The organism is Adlercreutzia sp., assembly GCF_056795635.1.
Map to the genome: position 1 here is coordinate 156,121 of NZ_JBQIIT010000005.1, position 18,552 is coordinate 174,672.

General features: G+C 65.6%; 16 protein-coding genes and 2 tRNA genes. 16 read left to right on the plus strand and 2 right to left on the minus strand.

Annotation, left to right across the window (positions count from 1 at the left end):
* Positions 1 to 106: 106 nt before the first annotated feature.
* The 10 genes from rodA (at position 107) to ACTOXK_RS04895 (ending at position 7,666) form a co-directional block, all read left to right on the plus strand.
* Positions 107 to 1,249: a rod shape-determining protein RodA gene (rodA, locus tag ACTOXK_RS04850; RefSeq protein ID WP_482278258.1), complete on the plus strand. Its 1,143-nt coding sequence runs from the start codon at positions 107 to 109 to the stop codon at positions 1,247 to 1,249.
* Entirely contained in the window at positions 1,250 to 2,422 is a 1,173-nt protein-coding gene (locus tag ACTOXK_RS04855; protein ID WP_482279861.1) for a YcjF family protein, read from the plus strand.
* Positions 2,409 to 4,496, plus strand: coding sequence for a TIGR03960 family B12-binding radical SAM protein (locus ACTOXK_RS04860; protein ID WP_482279862.1), 2,088 nt, complete (start codon positions 2,409 to 2,411; stop codon positions 4,494 to 4,496). Before ACTOXK_RS04855 ends, ACTOXK_RS04860 begins: the two co-directional genes overlap by 14 nt.
* On the plus strand, positions 4,496 to 5,137 hold the full coding sequence (locus ACTOXK_RS04865) for a TIGR03936 family radical SAM-associated protein (RefSeq protein WP_482279446.1): 642 nt from the start codon (positions 4,496 to 4,498) through the stop codon (positions 5,135 to 5,137). Before ACTOXK_RS04860 ends, ACTOXK_RS04865 begins: the two co-directional genes overlap by 1 nt.
* Before the next feature lie 36 nt (positions 5,138 to 5,173).
* Positions 5,174 to 5,533 (plus strand): histidine triad nucleotide-binding protein, encoded by a 360-nt coding sequence (locus tag ACTOXK_RS04870; RefSeq protein WP_482279445.1) that lies wholly within the window; start codon positions 5,174 to 5,176, stop codon positions 5,531 to 5,533.
* A gap of 94 nt (positions 5,534 to 5,627) precedes the next feature.
* Positions 5,628 to 5,704, plus strand: a tRNA-Asp gene (locus ACTOXK_RS04875).
* Positions 5,705 to 5,726: 22 nt separating this feature from the next.
* Positions 5,727 to 5,803: transfer RNA gene (locus ACTOXK_RS04880), tRNA-Asp, on the plus strand.
* Positions 5,804 to 5,854: 51 nt separating this feature from the next.
* Positions 5,855 to 6,154, plus strand: coding sequence for a nucleotidyltransferase family protein (locus ACTOXK_RS04885; protein ID WP_482278124.1), 300 nt, complete (start codon positions 5,855 to 5,857; stop codon positions 6,152 to 6,154).
* Positions 6,135 to 6,539 carry an HI0074 family nucleotidyltransferase substrate-binding subunit gene (locus tag ACTOXK_RS04890; protein WP_482278125.1) on the plus strand — a complete coding sequence of 135 codons (405 nt, stop codon included), beginning with the start codon at positions 6,135 to 6,137 and terminating at the stop codon, positions 6,537 to 6,539. The genes ACTOXK_RS04885 and ACTOXK_RS04890 overlap by 20 nt, the downstream gene beginning before the upstream one ends.
* A 494-nt stretch (positions 6,540 to 7,033) precedes the next feature.
* Positions 7,034 to 7,666, plus strand: coding sequence for an SHOCT domain-containing protein (locus ACTOXK_RS04895; RefSeq protein WP_482278126.1), 633 nt, complete (start codon positions 7,034 to 7,036; stop codon positions 7,664 to 7,666).
* Between the two features lie 595 nt (positions 7,667 to 8,261).
* Here ACTOXK_RS04895 and ACTOXK_RS04900 read toward each other — a convergent pair.
* Positions 8,262 to 9,203: a LysR family transcriptional regulator gene (locus ACTOXK_RS04900; RefSeq protein ID WP_482278127.1), complete on the minus strand. Its 942-nt coding sequence runs from the start codon at positions 9,201 to 9,203 to the stop codon at positions 8,262 to 8,264.
* Between the two features lie 412 nt (positions 9,204 to 9,615).
* On the opposite strand from ACTOXK_RS04900, the gene ACTOXK_RS04905 reads away from it, so the two are divergent.
* From ACTOXK_RS04905 to ACTOXK_RS04930, 6 genes are all read left to right on the plus strand, one after another.
* Positions 9,616 to 12,321: a molybdopterin-containing oxidoreductase family protein gene (locus ACTOXK_RS04905; protein WP_482278128.1), complete on the plus strand. Its 2,706-nt coding sequence runs from the start codon at positions 9,616 to 9,618 to the stop codon at positions 12,319 to 12,321.
* 25 nt (positions 12,322 to 12,346) lie between these two features.
* Positions 12,347 to 13,090: a 4Fe-4S dicluster domain-containing protein gene (locus ACTOXK_RS04910; RefSeq protein ID WP_482278129.1), complete on the plus strand. Its 744-nt coding sequence runs from the start codon at positions 12,347 to 12,349 to the stop codon at positions 13,088 to 13,090.
* A 157-nt stretch (positions 13,091 to 13,247) separates the two neighbouring features.
* Complete coding sequence (locus ACTOXK_RS04915) at positions 13,248 to 14,567, plus strand: GntP family permease (protein ID WP_482278130.1); 1,320 nt, start codon at positions 13,248 to 13,250, stop codon at positions 14,565 to 14,567.
* Between the two features lie 193 nt (positions 14,568 to 14,760).
* On the plus strand, positions 14,761 to 15,042 hold the full coding sequence (locus ACTOXK_RS04920; protein ID WP_482278131.1) for a hypothetical protein: 282 nt from the start codon (positions 14,761 to 14,763) through the stop codon (positions 15,040 to 15,042).
* Between the two features lie 131 nt (positions 15,043 to 15,173).
* Positions 15,174 to 16,703 (plus strand): purine-cytosine permease family protein, encoded by a 1,530-nt coding sequence (locus ACTOXK_RS04925; protein WP_482278132.1) that lies wholly within the window; start codon positions 15,174 to 15,176, stop codon positions 16,701 to 16,703.
* A 44-nt stretch (positions 16,704 to 16,747) separates the two neighbouring features.
* Entirely contained in the window at positions 16,748 to 17,689 is a 942-nt protein-coding gene (locus ACTOXK_RS04930; protein WP_482278133.1) for a PLP-dependent cysteine synthase family protein, read from the plus strand.
* 100 nt (positions 17,690 to 17,789) lie between these two features.
* Here ACTOXK_RS04930 and ACTOXK_RS04935 read toward each other — a convergent pair whose 3' ends face one another.
* On the minus strand, positions 17,790 to 18,551 hold the full coding sequence (locus ACTOXK_RS04935; RefSeq protein ID WP_482278134.1) for a flavin reductase family protein: 762 nt from the start codon (positions 18,549 to 18,551) through the stop codon (positions 17,790 to 17,792).
* Position 18,552 lies beyond the last annotated feature (1 nt).

Here is an 18,552-nt window from a genome sequence, read left to right on the forward strand (position 1 = left end):
AGGGTTCGTGGCAGAGCTTCCCCAGATACATTCCGTGCACAAGAGCCAGCGGGCCCTAGATTCCCGCGGCTCCCATCGTTCCCCCGGCCGTCCCGAGCGGCCGCCGTTGGTCGCGCTCGTGAACTGGCCCTTCTTGCTGGTCGTCGCGCTCGTGGTCAGCTACGGCCTTTTGGTGTGCTGGTCGGCGGTGCAGGGCGATGCCGACTACAGCTTCAACCGGCAGCTGGCCGGCGTGGGGGCAGGCCTCGTCATCATGACCGTGCTGTGGCGCTTCGACTACCGCCGTTTGGCCAACATGACCACGGCCCTACTCGTCATCAACGTGGTGCTCATCCTGCTGCCCCACGTGCCGGGCCTCGGCACCACGGCGGGCATGGGCGCCCGCTCCTGGATCAAGATCGGCATGCAGGTGCAGCCCGGCGAGTTCGCGAAGGTGACCGTGGTGCTGTTCGCCGCGAGCCTTTTGGCCCGCTACCAGGGCACCCTGGACGATTGGCGCGAGTACTGCAAGGTCTTGGGCCTGCTGCTCGTGCCCTTCGCCTGCATCATGACCCAGCCCGACCTGGGCACGGGCCTGGTGTATATGGCCATCTCGGCGGTGGTGCTCGTCATGGGCGGCGCCAAGGCCCGCTACCTGCTGCTCACCGTGGTGGCCGGCGTGGCCGCCATCGCGGCGGTGTTCGCCGTGGACGAGCTGCTGAAGTACCAGTTGGACGACGGCACCTGGGAGTACCGCCTGCTGAAGAACTACCAGCGCGGCCGCCTGCTCGTCTTCCTGAACCCCGAGGCCGACCTGTCCGGCGACGGCTACAACCTGGCCCAGGCCAAGATCGCCATCGGATCCGGGGGCCTGTTCGGCAAGGGCCTCTTGAACGCCACCCAGTCGACCCACGGCTTTCTGCCCGAGGCCCCCACGGACTTCATCTTCTGCGTGCTGGCCGAGGAGCTCGGCTTCATGGGCGTGGTGCTCCTCATCGCCCTGTACGCCGCCCTCATCGCCATCTGCCTATCCATCGCCCGGGCCGCCGACGACCTCTTCGGCATGCTCATCGTCATGGGCGTGGTCGGCATGTGGCTGTTCCAGATTCTCGAGAACATCGGCATGGACGTGGGGCTCATGCCCATCACGGGCATCCCGCTGCCGTTCGTGAGCTACGGCTCGTCGTTCATGGTCGTCAATTTCGCGCTCATCGGGCTCATCGGCTCGGTGTGGTCCCATCGCTCGATTCAAGGAAGGAAGGCCGCGTAAATGAACCTGCCCCTCGACATTCCCGCGCTCATCAGCGCCGCCACCGACATCGACGCCGCCCGCAACACGCCCCTGGCCGTGTCCGTCTGTCTGGACGAGACGGCCCCCGGAGACGTGGTGGGCCACGTGCGCAGCGCCTTCGCGAGCGCCGGCGCCCGCACCCGGGTCACCCTGGGCTACCTGGAGGAGGGCGTCGCCCCCGAGCCCTACGGGGCCGACGACATGGCCGTGATCGTGGCGGGGGCGAGCCCCTCCATCGGCGCGGCCGCCGCCCATATCCGCGCTGCGGGCATTCCGGTCATGGTGGTGGCCACGGCCCCGGCCGCGGTGGCCCGCGCCGCCGAGGCGGCCGGGTTCCCCATTCCCGAGGGGGATCTGGTGGCCCCCTACATGACCGATCCCACTCCCTTGGGCGATGCCGCTGCCACGCTGTCGCGGCGCCTGACCGCCGGGGGCACCGAGGCTCGCGCCGCCGAGGCGCCGGCTGCCCTCGAGGCCTTGGAGCACGCGGTGCCCGTGGAGGAGGAGCCGGCGGGCGCGGAGCCCATCGACCTGGACGAGGAGGCCGCCGCGACGCTGGACCGGCGCATGGGGGAGTGGATCATCGCCGCCTGCCGCGACAAGAAGCTCGCCTTCGCCCTGGCCTTCCCCTTCGTGCGCCGGCCGCTGTCCCTGGACGCGGTGCGGGCCACGGCCATTCAGAACGCCGGCGTGGGCGTGGTGGTGTTCATTCCCGGGGCCGACATGCCCATCATGACCCTGAACCAGGCGAAGATGCTCCTGCAGATCGCCGCGGCCTACGGCCAGCCCCTGTCGGCCGAGCGCATCAAGGAGCTGGCCGCCGTGGTGGGCGGGGCCTTCCTGTTCCGCAACATCGCGCGCACCGCTGTGGGTGTGGTGCCGGTGCTCGGCTGGGCCATCAAGGGGGCCGTGGGATTCGCCGGCACCGAGGCCATGGGCCGGGCCGCCATCGAGTACTTCGAGGCCGGCGGCGATATCGTGGGCGTGGCCAACGTGGTGCAGAAGGCCTGCGACGAGGCCGTGGAGGCCACGGGCAAGGCGGCGGCCACCCCGGCCGGCCGCAAGGTGGTGGACGTGGCCAAGGGGGCTGGCGCCACGGCGTTTCGCGCCCTGCGCGGGAAGAACGGAAAGGGAGCCCATGGCAAGAACTAACCTCTGGCCCCGGGTGGAGCCGCTGCTCGCCTCCATCGAGCGGCCGGCCCGCTATCTGAACCACGAGTGGGGCTGCGTCGTGAAGGACGACGCCCCCTTCCAATTCTGCATGATCTACCCGGACACCTACGAGCTGGGCCAGGCGAACCAGGCCGTGCGCATCCTGGTGAACGCCGTGAACGCCACCGAGGGCATGGGGGCCGAGCGGGCCTTCCTGCCGGCCGTGGACATGGCCGACCTCATGCGCGATGCGGGCGTGCCGCTGTTCTCCCTGGAGAGCTGCGCCCCGGTGGCCGAGTTCGACGCGGTGGGCATCACCCTGCCCCACGAGCTGGCGGCCACCAACATCCTGGAGACGCTGGACCTGGCCGGCATCCCGTTGCACAGCGACGAGCGAGCCGAAGAGGACCCCATCGTGCTGGCCGGCGGTCCCTGTGCCTACAACCCCGAGCCCTACGCCCCCTTCTTCGACGTGATCCTGGTGGGCGAGGGGGAGGAGCAGCTGCCCGAGGCGCTGTCCCTCATCCGGACGTTGCGGGCCGAGGGCGCCCCGCGGGCTGATATTCTGCGGGCCCTGGCCCGGGAGGTGGGCGGCGCCTACGTGCCGAGCCTGTACCGCTGGCGCGACGAGGCCGAGGCCCAAGCGGCCGGCAGCTGGGTGGAGCCCCTGTTCGACGACGTGCCGCCCGTGGTGGACAAGCGGGTGTTCGAGGGTTTCGCCACCTCCGACGCCTACGAGCCCATGGTGGTGCCCTACACCGAGGTGGTGCACGACCGTCTGAACGTGGAGGTGCTGCGCGGGTGCGCCCGGGGCTGCCGCTTCTGCCAGGCCGGCATGATGTACCGTCCCGTGCGCGAGCGGTCGGCCGACAACATCGTGAGCGCCGTGGTGCGGGGCCTGGCCGACACCGGCTACGACGAGGTGAGCCTCACCTCGCTGTCCTCCACGGACCACTCCCAGATCGCCGAGATCCTCACCCGGGTGAACGGGGCCTGCGCCGGCACCGGCGTGCGCGTGAGCGTGCCCTCCCAGCGCCTGGACGCCTTCGGGGTGGAGATGGCCGAGCTGGTGGCGGGCCAGAAGAAGGGCGGCCTCACCTTCGCGCCCGAGGCCGGCACCCAGCGGCTGCGCGACGTCATCAACAAGAACGTGACTGAGGACGACCTGTTCAGTGCCATTGACGCGGCCTTCGCCGCCGGTTGGCGCCGCTGCAAGCTGTACTTCATGGTGGGCCTGCCCACGGAGACCGACGACGACATCAAGGGCATCGCGAGCCTGGCCCAACGGGCCTACGACCGCGCCAAGGCCGCCGTGCCCCCCGAGCAGCGGGGCAGCGTGCGCATGAGCGTGTCGTGCGCTGTGTTCGTGCCCAAGGCCCAGACCCCCTTCCAGTGGGACGGCCAGATCTCCCCGGAGGAGACCCTGCGCCGCGTGGGGCTTTTGAAGCGCTCGGTGAAGTACAAGGCCGTGGACGTGCACTACCACGATCCGGCCACCTCCTTCGTGGAGGCGGTCATGAGCCGCGGCGGCCGCGAGGTGGCCGCCTGGGTGGAGGAGGCGTGGCGCCGCGGCGCCCGCTTCGACGCCTGGACCGAGCACTTCAACGGCGAGGCGTGGACGGGCGCGGCCGAGGCGCTGGGCATCGACCCGGCGGCCGTGGCCCAAGCCGACTTCGCCACCGACTACGTGCTGCCCTGGAACCACATCACCGCCGCCGTGTCGCCCCGCTTCCTGGCCCGCGAGCGCGCCCGGGCCGCCGAGGGCGTCACCACGCCGGACTGCACCTTCGAGCAGTGCTCGGCCTGCGGCGCCTGCCCCACCTTGGGCGCCGACATCCAGCTTCAGGAGGAGCGCCCGGCAACGGCGGGGGAGAGCGGCGTCGCCGCGAACCCCTACCGTACCGTGAGGGCCACGGGTCCGGTGGCCGTTGGGGCGCCCTCCGCGCCAGAGGCAGTGGCTGGGGCGGCCTCGGAGCCGGAGGCGGCGGCCGAGGTGCCCGAGGCTCTGCACGACCCCGAGCGCGGGCCGCGGGGCGAAGGCGAAGGATCTTCCGAAGAGGAGGCGATGGCGTAATGGCCGATCCCCGTTTGTTCCGCCTGCGCGTGACCTTCCGCGAGACGGGCCGTCTGGCCCTGCTGTCCCATCTGGAAGTGGCCCGGGCCCTTGAGCGGGCCGTGCGCCGCGCAGGGCTGCCCTATGCCGTGAGCCAGGGCTTCTCGCCCCACATGCGCATCGCCTTCGGCGCGGCCCTGCCCGTGGGAGTGGGGGGCACCGCCGAGTTCTTCGACCTGTTCCTGACCGACTACGTGGCCCCCGACAAGGCCCTGGCGGCCCTTCAAGAGGCGAGCCCCGCCGATCTGTACCCCACGGCGGCCCGCTATATCGAGCACAAGGACCCGGCGGCCTCCGTGGCCTGCCCCGTGAGCACCTACGAGGTGGAGCTCTCCGAGGCGCCGCGGGCCCTCGTGGTGCCCGAGGCCGTGACCGTGGTGCGCAAGAAGAAGGAGAAGACCCTCGCGGTGGCCGATTACCTGGTGGGCCCGGTGGCCCACCAGGGCGCGCGGGTGACCTTCACCCTCGTGTCGAAGCCCACGGGCAGCCTGCGGGCCGACGCCTTCGCCCGCGAGCTCCTGGCCGCCACCGTGGCCGCGGGCCACGGGGCCGAGGGTCTGCACCCGACGAGCTTCCTGCGCGTGGAACAGCGGGCCGAATAGGGGTATCATAGGCCCGTCAGAGAGAAAGGAACCCCCATGGACGATTGCCTGTTCTGCAAGATCGTCGCCGGCGACATCCCGTCGGCCAAGGTGTACGAGGACGATATCTGCTACGCCTTCGACGACATCGAGCCCGAGGCGCCGGTGCACACCCTCATCGTGCCGAAGGTGCACTACGACAACCTGGCCGCCGGCGTGCCGGCCGAGGTCATCGGCCACATGATGAGCGTCGTGCCCGAGGTGGCGCGCCTCAAGGGCGTCGGCGAGAGCGGCTACCGCACCGTGGTGAACACCGGCCCCGATTCCGCCGCCACGGTGGGGCACCTGCACATCCACGTGCTCGGCGGCACCAAGATGGGCCGCTTCACCTTCGAGGGAAGCCTGCGCGAGGCCTAGGAGAACAGCCCTTTTGCCGCTTGCCCAAAATTTTTCGGAAATAGGGCTTGCGCTCAAATGGCGTTGTGCGTATACTATACGGGCTGCTTGAGACGGGGTGTTAGCTCAGTTGGTTAGAGCGCCGGCCTGTCACGTCGGAGGTCGCGAGTTCGAGTCTCGTACATCCCGCCATTTTCTCAAGGGCACACCGTTCGGGGTGTTAGCTCAGTTGGTTAGAGCGCCGGCCTGTCACGTCGGAGGTCGCGAGTTCGAGTCTCGTACATCCCGCCATTTTGAATTGAAAGGCCAGTAGTGATACTGGCCTTTTTGCTAAGGATCAGCATGGATGCCTACGGCTTGAGAGAAGAAGTAACCGCATTCATCGCCGAGCAGGCGAGGGAATGCGGGATCGAAAAAGTTATCCTCTTCGGCTCTCGCGCATCCGGCCGTTTCTCCGAGAAGAGCGATATCGATCTCGCTGTCTACGGCACATCTTTCGACTGCTATGTCGGGCTTCTGGAGGAGAGCTGTCCGACGTTGCTGACCTTCGATTTCATCGATATGTCCCAAGAGGTGGGCGAAGGACTGCGGGAGCGCATCGCGCAAGAAGGGGTCGTTCTCTATGAAGTATGCGAACTATAAGGCGAACCTGAACGTGCTGCGGCAAGCTCCTGAGCAGGACTTGCGAAACGAGTTTGTCCTCAGCGGTATCATCGATAAGTTCGCGATGCAATTCGAGCTCTCCTGGAAGCTGTTGCGCAAGACCCTTGAGTATGAAGGCAGACTGGATGCGGCTACGGGGTCTCCGCGGGGTATCCTCAAGGCGGCCTATGATGCGTATGATTTTATCGATGAGGGTCTCTGGCTGCGCATGCTCGATGATCGCAATGCGGCTGAACATGTTTACGACGCGATGCTTGCCCGGCGCCTCGCCGACGACATCATCGGCTCCTACATCGTCGCTTTCGACGACCTGCTCGCCAACCTCGAGAGCCTCTACCCGGTCGAGCTGCTCGAGACATTCTAGCCGAGCGGAGGGTTCCGCCGGAGGGGACGGGAAAGCCGTATGCCGTATGACAATGAATATTTCGATAACCTCTCAGGTGCGATTTACATACAACAGTCTTCTGATGGAAGTGTGATGTGACGCTCATTGGCGACTTCAGCCCGTGCATGACGTCAAGCGTTGTTTCTGGCTTCTTTCTTCAAGCGACCAAGCCATGAAAATAGGGCTGTTGTTAAGTTTGCCGTGTGCAGGTAAGACGAAGCCTCAATGAGATATTACAACACCAACGTAGTACTTTGTGTCATACAATGAACTCGAATAATGTTAGTTTTCTTTGGTTCGAGTGGTGTAGGGAAACGGGGTTCAATAATGGTCAGATTGGGTAATGACGAGGTTGTCTTGCTTCAAGTGGATGATGTGATTTTCCACTCTGATAGCAAGGGCGTATTCGACGTATCCTCCCATAGCGGATCTCTCACTCTGACCAACAAGAGAGAGTTGTCTTCTCTTACTCTGTGGGGCTAATAAAGAAGACTGAAGAAACAATTGAAATCGGTCTTGAAGATATTAAAATTTTCGAGGGTGTACTTCAGTTTAGGCCGACCGTTCGCAAAGAAAAGGTGGGGTACGTCTCTCTTGTCGCATACCTCAATAATAAGGAATATGAGTTTGATTTTCTCCAAAAAGACAAGAAGAAGATGTTGCTCTTTGCTAACGAGACCAACAAAGCCGTTACGGGAATGTGTGATTATTGGACGATAGAGGATATTGGAGGAAAAAGTATTTCGAAGACTCTTCGCGGGGCCACTGGGACTGCAGCGCCTGTTATTTCTGACTTGGCGGACGTGGCAAAGCCGTTTGTGCCTATTGCAGATGCTGTCATTAGTTCGAAGGCGAAAGCTGCGACTGGGGTAACTGGGGCATTGGGAGCTGTAGTTAGTGCGGCTATAAGCAAAAACAGTGGTGTTCCTAAATCCACCCTACCAGACGTTGTTGCAATCGAAGAGACAAACGAGCGAGTTTTGGGGGCTTTCGCGTCTTTAGATGAGCAAATCGAAGCTTTGCAGAAGCTAAAAGAACTCTGTGATGCAGGTATTCTCACTGACGAAGAGTTTCTGGCAAAAAAGAAGCAAATCATGGGGCTATAGTGGCTTTATGAGTATCAAAGGGTGATTCGCTCGACGCGAGATCAATGCGGCACCTATTTGGGCGGCATGGATGCCAGAAGAGCCGTTTCTTTTGATGTAGCCGTTGCGTCCCTATGAAGCCTATGATAAAAATGCTTCGGCGGCTGGATAAGCTACCTCCAAGCGCCGGGGGCTTATCCCCTAGCAACTTTTTACTAGGCGGTGCGCCTTGCCAGAACTATCGATCTTCGTAGATGAAAGCGAAGACAAGTGTATGCGCGCACATTATTTTATCCTGGCCCTTGTTCTTCACGTCGGAGGTCGCGAGTTCGAGTCTCGTACATCCCGCCATCGAATGTAAAACCGCCGTCCTTCGGGATGGCGGTTTTTTGCATATTAGCCCAGCTAAAACCATGGGGGAGAAGGCAGGCCGGGTGCCTCGTGCTTGCTTCTCAGCCCCCTTGGGCTTACGTCCGTAACGACCCCGCCGACTGGGGCATTGTAGCAGCCTATGCGGGGATGCTATGGGGAAGGCCGGAGAAGGGGGAGGGAGCTCTGCGGAGTTTGTGGCCGTGGTGGGGACGGAGCCCTTCGCGGCAAACTTCCCTCGGGAGGCTCAGGAGTTCAGCTCGGCCTCGGCGGTGTAGGTGAAGTAGCCCTCGGGGATGCGCTCGCGCACGAAGTCGGCGAAGGCCCGGGCCTCGTCGGAGCGCGGGGCGCCGGAGGGCCAGGTGAGCGAGACCGGGTACCACATGGTGTCGGTGGCCACCTTGAAGCGGACGATGCCCGGCTCGTGGCGGTAGCGGTTCGCGATGCACTCGGGCAGGGTGGCCCAGCCGAGTCCGGCCCGCACCCCCTCCACCATGGCCTCATGGGTATCGAAGCAGGCCACCATGTTGTGCTCCCGCAGGGAGATGCCGTAGCGCTCGCGGAAGTGGCGGTTTCCCACCATGTGGCGGCCGGAGTGCCACTCGTAGACGATCATGGGCCATTTCAGCAGCGTGTCCACCGGCACCGGGGTCAGAAACTGGTTGTAGGGGGCCTTGTCCGGAGCCAGGAACACGAGCTTCTTATAGCCGAGCACCTCGCTGATGATGCCCGGCTCCATGGGCTGGTTCTCCAGAATGGCGAAGTCCAGCTCGCCGTCCTTCAGCTTCTGCACGAGCTCGGGCTCGTAGCCGGCGTCCAGGTGCACCCGGGCGCCGGGCGCCTCTTCCAGATAGGCGGCCACGAGCTGCGGCAGCAAGCTCACCCCGTCGGCGAAGCTCATGCCCACGGTCACGTTGGCGGGGAAGTGCTCGTCGATGGCGGCGATCTGGGAGGCGAGCACCCGTTCCATATCGGCCACGTTCTGGGCGAACTTCACAACGACCTTGCCGGCCTGGGTGAGGGAGATGCCCGTGGAGGTGCGGTTGATGAGCTGAGTGCCGAACTGCTTCTCAATGGTGGCGATCTTCTGGGAGAGTCCCGGGCGGGACATATAGAGCTGATTCGCCGCCTGGGAGAGGCTCTTGGCCTTGGAGAGAACGAGCAGGACCTCAACGTCATTGAATAGCATGCTGCTCCCCTCTTGGATGGAAGGAACCGCCAGAGCGATGCCGCGCGGGGCGAACAGAGCTACCGAAAGCGGGGACAGCGCGGACCCGTTCGCTGCGTGCCGAATCGCTCGCGGACCGCGGGCGAATACGCATATGCCCTAGATTAAACAATGCTCACCAGGGGTTAGTCCAGGGTATTCGCCCAAATCGGTGAAGTTCTTTTTACCTGCTGCTGTAAGGAATTGCTCCATGAACGGTTTGCTTTACAGCTCCTGTAAGGAAGTGGAGCGGCGAATTGGTGACTGACGCGGTAGCGATAAGGGCCGACTCCCTATGATCTAACCACAAGGGGGAAGTCCCTATCCGCAGGGTGTGCGCGAGACGGCGGGGCGGGGCGACCCTGGAATCCGAGAGGAAGAAGAGGAGGAATCGATGGACAAACAAGGGATCATCGAGGCCAGTCGCAAGCGTCGCGAAGGTGAGCGCATCTTCTACACGTCCTGCCCGGCCAACGGCTGTTGGGACTCGGCCTGCGTGCTGAAGTGCCACGTGAAGGACGAGAAGCTCATCGCCGTTGAGCCCGACGACTCTGTCAACCCCAACGACAGCCGCGAGGATTGCGGCTGGGAGAACACCTGGAAGGGCAACGTGCAGATGCGCCCCTGTGCCATGGGCCATTCCTGGAAGAAGGAGCTCCATGCCGACACGCGCCTTCTGCATCCCATGAAGCGCGTGGGCGAAAAGGGCCCCGGCCGCGGCTACTTCGTGCAGATCAGCTGGGAAGAGGCGCTCGACACCATTGCCGAGAAGATGAAGGAGATCAAGGAGAAGTACGGCCCCTACGGCATCTTCCACTCCCAGTACCCCTCCTTCGAGAAGAACGGCTTCCCGCTGGCTCCCTGGTGGGAGGCGGGCTTCGGCGCTTGGGGCGAGCACTCCACGTCGGGTCATGCCGCTGGCGAGATGCTGCACCTCGGCGTCGACCTGACGAAGGTCACGCGCGGTCTGCAGAACGCCATGCCCGGCTTCGAGGCGCCCGATCTGTTCAACTCCAAGCTCTTTATCATGTGGGGCATGGATCCGGTGGTCGCCTGGTTCGGCCCGACGTCCTACTACATGCACCTGGCCCACGAGTACGGCTGCAAGACCATCGTCATCGATCCGCGCTACACGCAGTCGGCCGAGCTTCTGGCCGATCAGTGGATTCCGATTCGCCCCGGCACCGACCTGGCCATGATGCTGGCCGTGGCGCAGGTGCTCTTCGAGGAGGATCTGGTCGATCACGAGTTCATCGACGAGTGGGTCGACGCGGAAGGCTATGAGGAATGGCGCGCCTACGTGATGGGCGAGGGCGAAGACGGTATCAAGAAGACGCCGGAGTGGGCCGCCCCCATCACCGCTGTGCCCGCCGACACCATCCGCGAGTTTGCCCGCCTGTACGGCACCGAGAAGCCGGTGCACCTCCAGTACTTCTACTCCTGCGCGAAGCGCCACATGGGCGACTATTCGGCGTCGGCGTCGATGCTCTTGCAGGCCATGACCGGCAACATCGCCTGCCACGGCGGCTGCGAGTCGGGCGCTTGCCTGCCCACGCCCGGCCGTGTGCCCGCCCCGCGCGCCGATTTCGGCCGCAATCCGGGCGATTACCAGGTGCCGGTGCTGTTCAACAACAACTGCCTCACCGAGATCCTGGCCCGCCAGGACGACTACTGGAGCGGTAAGATCAGCGAGGAGGAGTTCCGCCATCTCATCGGAAGCCCCACCAACGAGAGCCCGCTGCCGAATATCCAGATGATCATCTTCGAGAACAACTACGGCAACAACCACTCCAATGTGAACAAGCGCTTCGCCGGCATGGCGGGCACGGAGTTCAACTGGGGCTTCCAGTGGCACATGAACCAGCCCACCGCCGAGCTGTGCGACATCATCCTGCCGGCCCCTGTGTGGCAGTTCGAGGGCATGGACGAGTACATGTACGGCCACCAGCGCTTCGTGAGCGGCCCCAATGGCATGCGCAACTACTTCACCTTCTGCGGCCGCGGCCTGGACTTCCCGGGCGAGGTGCGCTCCAAGGAATGGGTGTGGACCGAGATCGCCAAGCGCCTCGGCGACGAGGTGGTGGAGGGCTACAACCCCCGCATGAAGGACGTGCCGGTGGAGCAGTGGGTCGACGCCCAGGAGGCCATCTACAAGGAGGCTTTCGAGAAATGGGCCGACAACGCCACCATCATGGCCTACCTCGGCTACGACCATCGCCCCACTTGGGAGGAGTTCAACGCCAAACCGGTCATCCGCACCGAGATCGATGAGCCCTACTACCCGTTCAAGTCGGCGCTCGACAAGGGCGAGAGCCCGTTCGGCACCCCCACGAAGAAGATCGAGTTCGCCTCGAACTTCGTGAAGACCCACGATATGACCGAGAGCCGTTGGCGCGGTCGCATCGATCCGATGCCGGTGTGGAGCCCGAGCTACGTGGAAGGCGACATCTCCACTGCCTCCAACGACGGCTTCTACAACCCGAAGGTGAAGAAGTACCCGCTCTCCCTCGTGACCCCGGTGTCGGTGTACCGCCAGCATTCCAGCAACGACAACAACCCCTTCATGCGCGAGGACGTCTATCGCCACGCCGTGTGGATCTCCGGCGTGGACGCCAAGGCCCGCGGCATCAAGGACGGCGACATCTGCCGCGTGTACAGCGATCGGGGCGAGACGGTGCTGACCGCCTACGTCACCAACCGCTGCATGCCGGGCACCGCTGCCGTGCACCATGGCGGCTGGTACCAGACCAACGGCGAGACGTCCGAGATGAACGTGTTCGGCCAGGATATGCGCGGTACCCCCAACATCCTGCTCGACGACGGGCACCTGCCCCACATCCTGGGCGCGCTCATCATCGCCGGTCTCGTCGAGGTTGAGAAGATCGCCGACGGCGACGCCGAGGGCTTCGGCGGCGAGGCCGAGCGCGGCGGCGCCCGCGGTGCGTCGGTGGCCGTGGCATGCCGCGACCGCCTCGCCCGTGCCCAGGGCGACCGCGACGCCGCGGCCGTGGCCCTGGAGGCGGCTTGCGCCCGGGCCGAGGCGGCCGAAGAGGCTGCCGCCATCGGAGCCGATCCCGTGACCGCCGTTGAGAACGCCTAGCCGATTGCATCCGAGAGGAGGAACTATGACCCAGTACGGATTCTTTTTCGATATGAACCGCTGCTACGCCTGCCAGGCCTGCAGCATCGCCTGCAAGGACTGGAACGATATTGATCCCGGCGCCGAGAAGTGGATGACCGTCTACGAGTGGGAGTCGGGCACGTTCCCGGCCATCCGTCTTCACTCGCTGGCGTTCTCCTGCGCCCATTGCGAGAACCCCGCCTGCGTGGCGGTGTGCGAGAGCGGCGCCCTGTACAAGGAGGACGAGTTCGGGGCCGTTCTGGTGGACCAGGACAAGTGCACCGGCTGCCGTAAGTGCTACGACGCGTGCCCCTATGGCGCGCCGAAGTTCGCGACCGATGAGCCGACGGCCAAGATGAGCAAGTGCACCATGTGCGTCGACCGCCTGTCCGAGGGCATGCAGCCGGCCTGCACCATGAGCTGCCCTCTGCGCGCCTTCGACTTCGGCCCGCTTGATGCGCTCATCGAGAAGTACGGCGATGTGCGCTACTGCGAGGGCATGCCCGCGCCGGATGCCACCAACCCGGCCTTCATCATCTGGAACCCCCGCGAGAAGACCCCGCTGCTTCCCTACGATGTGGACGAGGCCATCGCGCTCAACCAGCAGCGCGGCGACTTGGGCACCATGTTCGAAAGCGAAGAGGATCTGAAGGTCTTCGACGAGGGCACCATCGGCCGCGACGAGCTGAAGATGAAGCACGGCTCCGTCATCGAGCTCATGCGCGCCACGCGCAACGACATGGCGTAGGAGACACCGACGTCGTTCGTGCGACAAAGCCAACTCGGGCGGCGGCCCGTGCTTGCACCCCGCCGCCCTTTTGCTGTCGTCTACGTTTACTTCCGGGTGTGGAGGACCTGCAAGTGAACTTAGGGGAAATCGTTCGTTAATTTGAAAGGGGAAAGAAATGGAGTGGATCGGAGTTATCGGCATCGTCGCCGGTCTCGTCTTCTTCGTCATCGCGGCCATGCGCGGCTGGAACGTGCTCATCACGTCCATCGTCACGGCCATCGTCATCGCGCTCACCAACGGCATGGACATCATGAATACCATGGTGGGCACCGAAACATCCTACGCCACCGGCTTGGCCGGCTTCATCCGCGGCAACTTGATGATCTTCATGGGCGGCGCCATCATGGGCGAGTTCATGGACAAGTCGGGCGCCGCCAAGGCCATCGCCCAGGCCATCATGGCCAAGGTGGGAACGAAGAGCCCGTACTTCGTGCTGCTGGGCATTTCGGCTGTGGGCGCTCTGCTCACCTATGCCGGCATCTCGATGTTCGTGGCCATGTTCGCCCTCATCCCGCTGGCCCGCCCGATGTTCCGCGAGTGCAACATCCCGTGGCACCTGTTCTGCGCCGCGTGGACCCTGGGCGCCTGCTCGTTCACCATGGCCATGATCCCCGGCGTGCCGGCCGTGGCCTGGATCAACGCCGCCAACGGTTGCGGCGTGTCGCTCACCGCCGCCCCCATCATGGGCATCGTGGGCTCCATCATCGCCATTGCGGTGAGCTGCGTCTACATCAAGTTCGCCCTGAAGCGCGCTGAGGCCAAAGGCGAGCACTTCGTGGCCGACGCCGACGATGTGGCCGTGGAAGAGGATAAGAACATCCCGAGCGTGGGTCTGGCCCTGCTGCCGCTCATCATTCTGATCGCCGTCATCATCGGCCTCTCCGCCACCGGCATGAAGAACGTCGTGTACATCGGCATGCTGGCCGGCATCATCGCCTCTATCGCCTGCTTCTTCAAGTACGTGCCCTCCATCCGCGACGCGCTCGGCAAGGGTGCCGTGGCCGGCGTGGGCCCGGCCGTGTTCACCTCTGCTGCGGTGGGCGTGGGCACGGTGGCCGCCGCCTCGGTGGGCTTCACGGTTATCTACGAGGCCATCTTCAACATGCCCGGCGGCACCTACGTGTCCGCCGCCACCATGGCCGCGGCCCTCGGCGGCATCATGGGCTCCGGCTCCGGTGCCGTGGGCATCATCGCCCAGAACTTCCTGGAGCCCTACCTGGCCACCGGCGTGGATCCCGCGGCCCTGGCGAAGATCATCGCCACCTCCGCCACGATCGGCGGCGCGCTGCCCAACTCCGGCGCCATGTTCGGCATGCTCGCTGCCATGGGCCTGAACCACAAGAACTCCTACAAGCACATCGCCGCCATCTCCATCGGTGCCGGCATGTGCGCCCTCGTGGTCATGATCATCATGGCGAACGTGGGCATCTACTAGGCGCAAGGCCCGCTGCGCCCGCCGGGCCCGCGCCGCAAGGCGTCCGGCCCGGCGGCCCGTGCTCCGGGGCGTCCTCCAGGCCCCACCCATTCGGTTACCCCGCGGCCGTGGGAGCGGCTCGCGCGGATAGCAGTACTATTGGCAGGTGCGCTGCGCCCTTTGCGCTTCGCACCCGAGAAGAAGGAGAACCACTATGTGCTTCAGACCAGCAGATGTGGCCTCGGCCGGCCCCGCTCAGTGCCCTGAGTGCGGCAAGACCATCGAAGCGGTCGGCGGTATCGAGCTGAAGGCCTGCCCGTTCTGCGGCTGCGACTTCACGCCGTACCTGAGCGGCGCTAAGGCCGCCCCCGGCGCCCCGGCGGCGCCCGCGGCCCCCAAGGCCCCCGGTGCCCCCGGCGCCCCGAAGCCGCCTGCGGCTCCCGGTGCGCCCAAGCCGCCCGCGGCCCCCGGCGCCCCGAAGCCGCCGAGCGCCTAGGCGCGGTTTTCGCTTCGCGGAGGAGCTGGGTCCTTGGGGCCCAGCTCCCTTCCCGAAGGCGCCCGTCTTGCGAGGGGCGGGCGCCTGCGGGAAGGGAAGTCCGCAATCTATCTGAAGGGGATGAGGCGATTATGGACGGCAACGAGGAGCAGGCGAAGGGGAAGCCCACGGCCGACGTGGCGAAGACCGGGCGGGGCCGGGCGCCGTCGGCGGGGGAGAAGGGCTTCCGTCCGAGCCTTCGGGCGCAGGGAGGAACCGAAGGCTCGGACGGGAGCGGAAAGAAGGGGTCGGTCACCGAGCAGGTGTCGCTGTTCGAGCGCGTGCCCGCCTCGGCGCGGCTGGCGTGGCCTGACATCGCGGCCATCCTCTCCGGGGTGGTGTCGAGCCTCTCTAAGCTCATGGGCGGCGGCATCGTGGCCTTCTACGCCGGTTGCCAGATGGGTGGCGTGACCGTGGCCATCACCTTCGTTCTGTCCTTCTTCCTCACGTACCTGGTGGGCAAGATCTGCTATCGCGAGGGGCTCTCCAACAACGTGGTGTCCCGCTTCTACATCTTCGGTAAGAAGGGATCGGCGGCCGGCTCCCTCATCTGGATCTTCGTGCTCGTGGGCGTGCTGGCCGTGGGCACCGTGCAGCTGGGCAACGCCATCCTGTTCGCCTTCGGCTGGGAGGGGGATTTCGCCCGCTGGTCTCTGTTCATCGGCATCTCCTGCGTGTGGGTGGTCGTGGCCCTGTTCGGCACCAAGATCATCGCCCGCATGAACGCCGTGTTCGTTGTGGCCCTGTTCTGCGTCATGGGCTACGTCATCTACCTCATCGCCGCCGACGGCCAGATTGTCGACGCGGCCACTCACGGCATCCTCATCCCCGGGGTGCAGCCCGTGGAGGGCTTCGCCTACTCGGTGAACTACGCCATCATGACCAGTGGGCTCATGGCCCTGTTCGCGGCCGATTTCACCCGGTTCGCCCGCAAGGAGCGGGACATTGCGCCCGTTGCCGCCACGGGCAGCCTCTTCGCCATCATTACGTATATCTGCGGCGCCCTCGTGGTGTACTACGGCTTCGACAAGTCCGTGTCCTACTTCAGCGCCCAGGGCATGGATCCCACCTTGGCCGCCAACGCGGCGGTCACCAATCCGGGCGTGTCGCTCGTGCTGGCCGCCGGCGGGGTGGGCCTGGCCATCATCTGCCTGTCCCAGATGAAGGTGGAGACGTCGAACTCCATCGGGGGAGCCAACGCCGTGTCGAACCTCGTGCACTCGCTCACCGGGCATAAGCTGCCCTGGGCCGCCGCCGTGGTGGGCGCCAACGCCATCGGCCTCGCCTTCATCCTGGGCAATATCCTCGACCAGGTGAACGCCTTCATGAGCTACGGATCCATCCTCACCTCGTCCTGGTGCGTACTGCTCATCACCGACTACTATCTGGTGCGCGGCAAGATGGGCATCGGTCAGGTGGGCATCGACATGGAGGCCCCGGAGAAGGCCGTCCACTGGCGGGGCGTGGGCACCATCGCGTTCGTTACCGTGGTGGGCAGCGTGCTGTACGCCACGGGCGCGGTGACGGTGCCCTTCCTCGTGGTGGCGCCGCTCACCATGGGGCTGTACCTGGCTGTCAGCTGGGTCCTGCGCGACAAGGTGCGCTCCGGCGAGATAGGGTAGAATGGCCAGCGACAAAGGATGACCGCGCTGGTAAAGGATGGCCCATGATCTACGATAACGTGCTGCAGGCGATGGGGAAGACCCCGCTCGTGCGCCTGGCCCGCATGACCGGCCCCGAGGACGCCCAGGTGCTCGTGAAGTTCGAGGGCGTGAACGTGGGCGGCTCGGTGAAGACGCGCACGGCCCTGAAGATGATCGAGGCGGCCGAGGAGCGCGGCGAGCTGGGGCCCGATTCCGTCATCGTGGAGCCCACGAGCGGCAACCAGGGCGTGGGCCTGGCCCTCGTGGCGGCTGTGAAGGGCTACGCCGCCCGCATTATCATGCCCGATTCCTGCTCGGTGGAGCGCCGCCGCATCATGGAGCACTACGGGGCCGAGGTGGTCACCGTGCACGACGAGGGGGATATTGGGGCCTGCATCGAGGAGTGCATCACCCTGGCCCAGAAGATGGCCGCGGCCGACCCGCGCGTCTTCGTGCCCCAGCAGTTCGTGAACCGCGACAACCTGGCGGCCCATGTGGAAGGCACGGCGGCCGAGATTTTGGCCGATCTGTCGGCTGCGGGCCTGTGCGCCGACGGCTTCTGCTCCGGCTTCGGCACCGGGGGCACCATCACCGGCATCGGCGCCGAGCTTCGGGCGGCCTTTCCCGCCGTGGAGATTTGGGCCGCCGAGCCCGAGCACGCGGCGCTGCTCTCGGGCGGTGCCATCGGCACCCACGTGCAGATGGGCATCGGCGACGGCATCCTGCCGGCCATCATGGATACCGAGCTTATCGACGAGATCGTGGTAGTGACCGACGGGGAGGCCCTGGACACCGCCCGGCGCCTCGCCCGGGAGGAGGGGCTGCTGGCCGGCATCTCCTCGGGCACCAACGTGGCCGCGGCCCTGCGCCTGGCGAAGAAGCTCGGCCCGGGCAAGACCGTGGTGACTCTGGCCCCCGATACCGGCGAGCGCTACTTCTCCACGGCGCTGTTCGAGAGGGAGTAGGCCTGAGCGGCGCTGCTTTTGGCATCGTCGTGGTGAGGGCGGCTTGCTGGAGCCGGTGCTTCGGCTCGTGCGGCGGAACACCGAGGACGGCCTTCGGGGTCTAGCGGCCTGGCTCGCGCGGAGCGAGGGGCCGGGCCTGGGCGAAGGCGCTGTGCTCGAGGCAGAGGAGGGTCGGCTCGGTGGCGAGCCGACCCTCGTTCGTTGCGGGAAGGCGCGTGACAGCGCCGGTGATGCGCAGGACGAGGAGGCGGTGGTCGCCGGCGTCGGCGGCGGAGACGAGCTCGGCTTCGAGCACCGTGAGGGCGTCGACGGGATAGGGGAGGGGCCCGGCCGACGGGCCCGATGCGCTTGCCGCGGCCGGCGTGCCGGAAGTGCCCGCTGTGCGTGGTGCGCCTGCTGTGCCCGATGCAGCCGCCTCGTCTGTTGCAGCTTGTGCGTCGGTCCAGGCGCAGGGGAATCCCGTGCTCTTGTCGACGGCGCGGCCTGAGCGCGAGCCGTACCAGAGGACGGCCTCGGCCGCCTCGGCGCCCACGGTGGACAAAGTGCAGCGGCCCGTCTCCTCGATGGTCCGGCAGCTCCAGGATGACGGCTTCAGCCCCAGGGCCGCGAGGGGCGGGTCGTAGGACAGTGGTGTGCAGAAGGCCGCCGGTGCGAAGTTCGCCCGTCCGTCGCGCAGGGTGCCCACGACAACGATGGGCCGGGGGCCGAGGGCCGCGGCGATGGCGCGGCCGGTAACGGGGCGCAGGTCGTCCAGAGCTGCCGCAGCATCGGGGCACGGCGCTTCGGCGCCGCGAGGGCTCGATACGGCGGGGCCCTCCAGGGGTGCGGCCGCATCGGCGACGGGCTCCGCTCGGGTCGTCACG

Coding starts and splice junctions, on each gene's coding strand:
- ACTOXK_RS04855 (WP_482279861.1), top strand. CDS start 1,250: ATGAACCTGCCCCTCGACATTCCCGCGCTCATCAGCGCCGCCACCGAC.
- ACTOXK_RS04860 (WP_482279862.1), top strand. CDS start 2,409: ATGGCAAGAACTAACCTCTGGCCCCGGGTGGAGCCGCTGCTCGCCTCC.
- ACTOXK_RS04865 (WP_482279446.1), top strand. CDS start 4,496: ATGGCCGATCCCCGTTTGTTCCGCCTGCGCGTGACCTTCCGCGAGACG.
- ACTOXK_RS04870 (WP_482279445.1), top strand. CDS start 5,174: ATGGACGATTGCCTGTTCTGCAAGATCGTCGCCGGCGACATCCCGTCG.
- ACTOXK_RS04885 (WP_482278124.1), top strand. CDS start 5,855: ATGGATGCCTACGGCTTGAGAGAAGAAGTAACCGCATTCATCGCCGAG.
- ACTOXK_RS04890 (WP_482278125.1), top strand. CDS start 6,135: ATGAAGTATGCGAACTATAAGGCGAACCTGAACGTGCTGCGGCAAGCT.
- ACTOXK_RS04900 (WP_482278127.1), bottom strand. CDS start 9,203: ATGCTATTCAATGACGTTGAGGTCCTGCTCGTTCTCTCCAAGGCCAAG.
- ACTOXK_RS04905 (WP_482278128.1), top strand. CDS start 9,616: ATGGACAAACAAGGGATCATCGAGGCCAGTCGCAAGCGTCGCGAAGGT.
- ACTOXK_RS04910 (WP_482278129.1), top strand. CDS start 12,347: ATGACCCAGTACGGATTCTTTTTCGATATGAACCGCTGCTACGCCTGC.
- ACTOXK_RS04915 (WP_482278130.1), top strand. CDS start 13,248: ATGGAGTGGATCGGAGTTATCGGCATCGTCGCCGGTCTCGTCTTCTTC.
- ACTOXK_RS04920 (WP_482278131.1), top strand. CDS start 14,761: ATGTGCTTCAGACCAGCAGATGTGGCCTCGGCCGGCCCCGCTCAGTGC.
- ACTOXK_RS04925 (WP_482278132.1), top strand. CDS start 15,174: ATGGACGGCAACGAGGAGCAGGCGAAGGGGAAGCCCACGGCCGACGTG.
- ACTOXK_RS04930 (WP_482278133.1), top strand. CDS start 16,748: ATGATCTACGATAACGTGCTGCAGGCGATGGGGAAGACCCCGCTCGTG.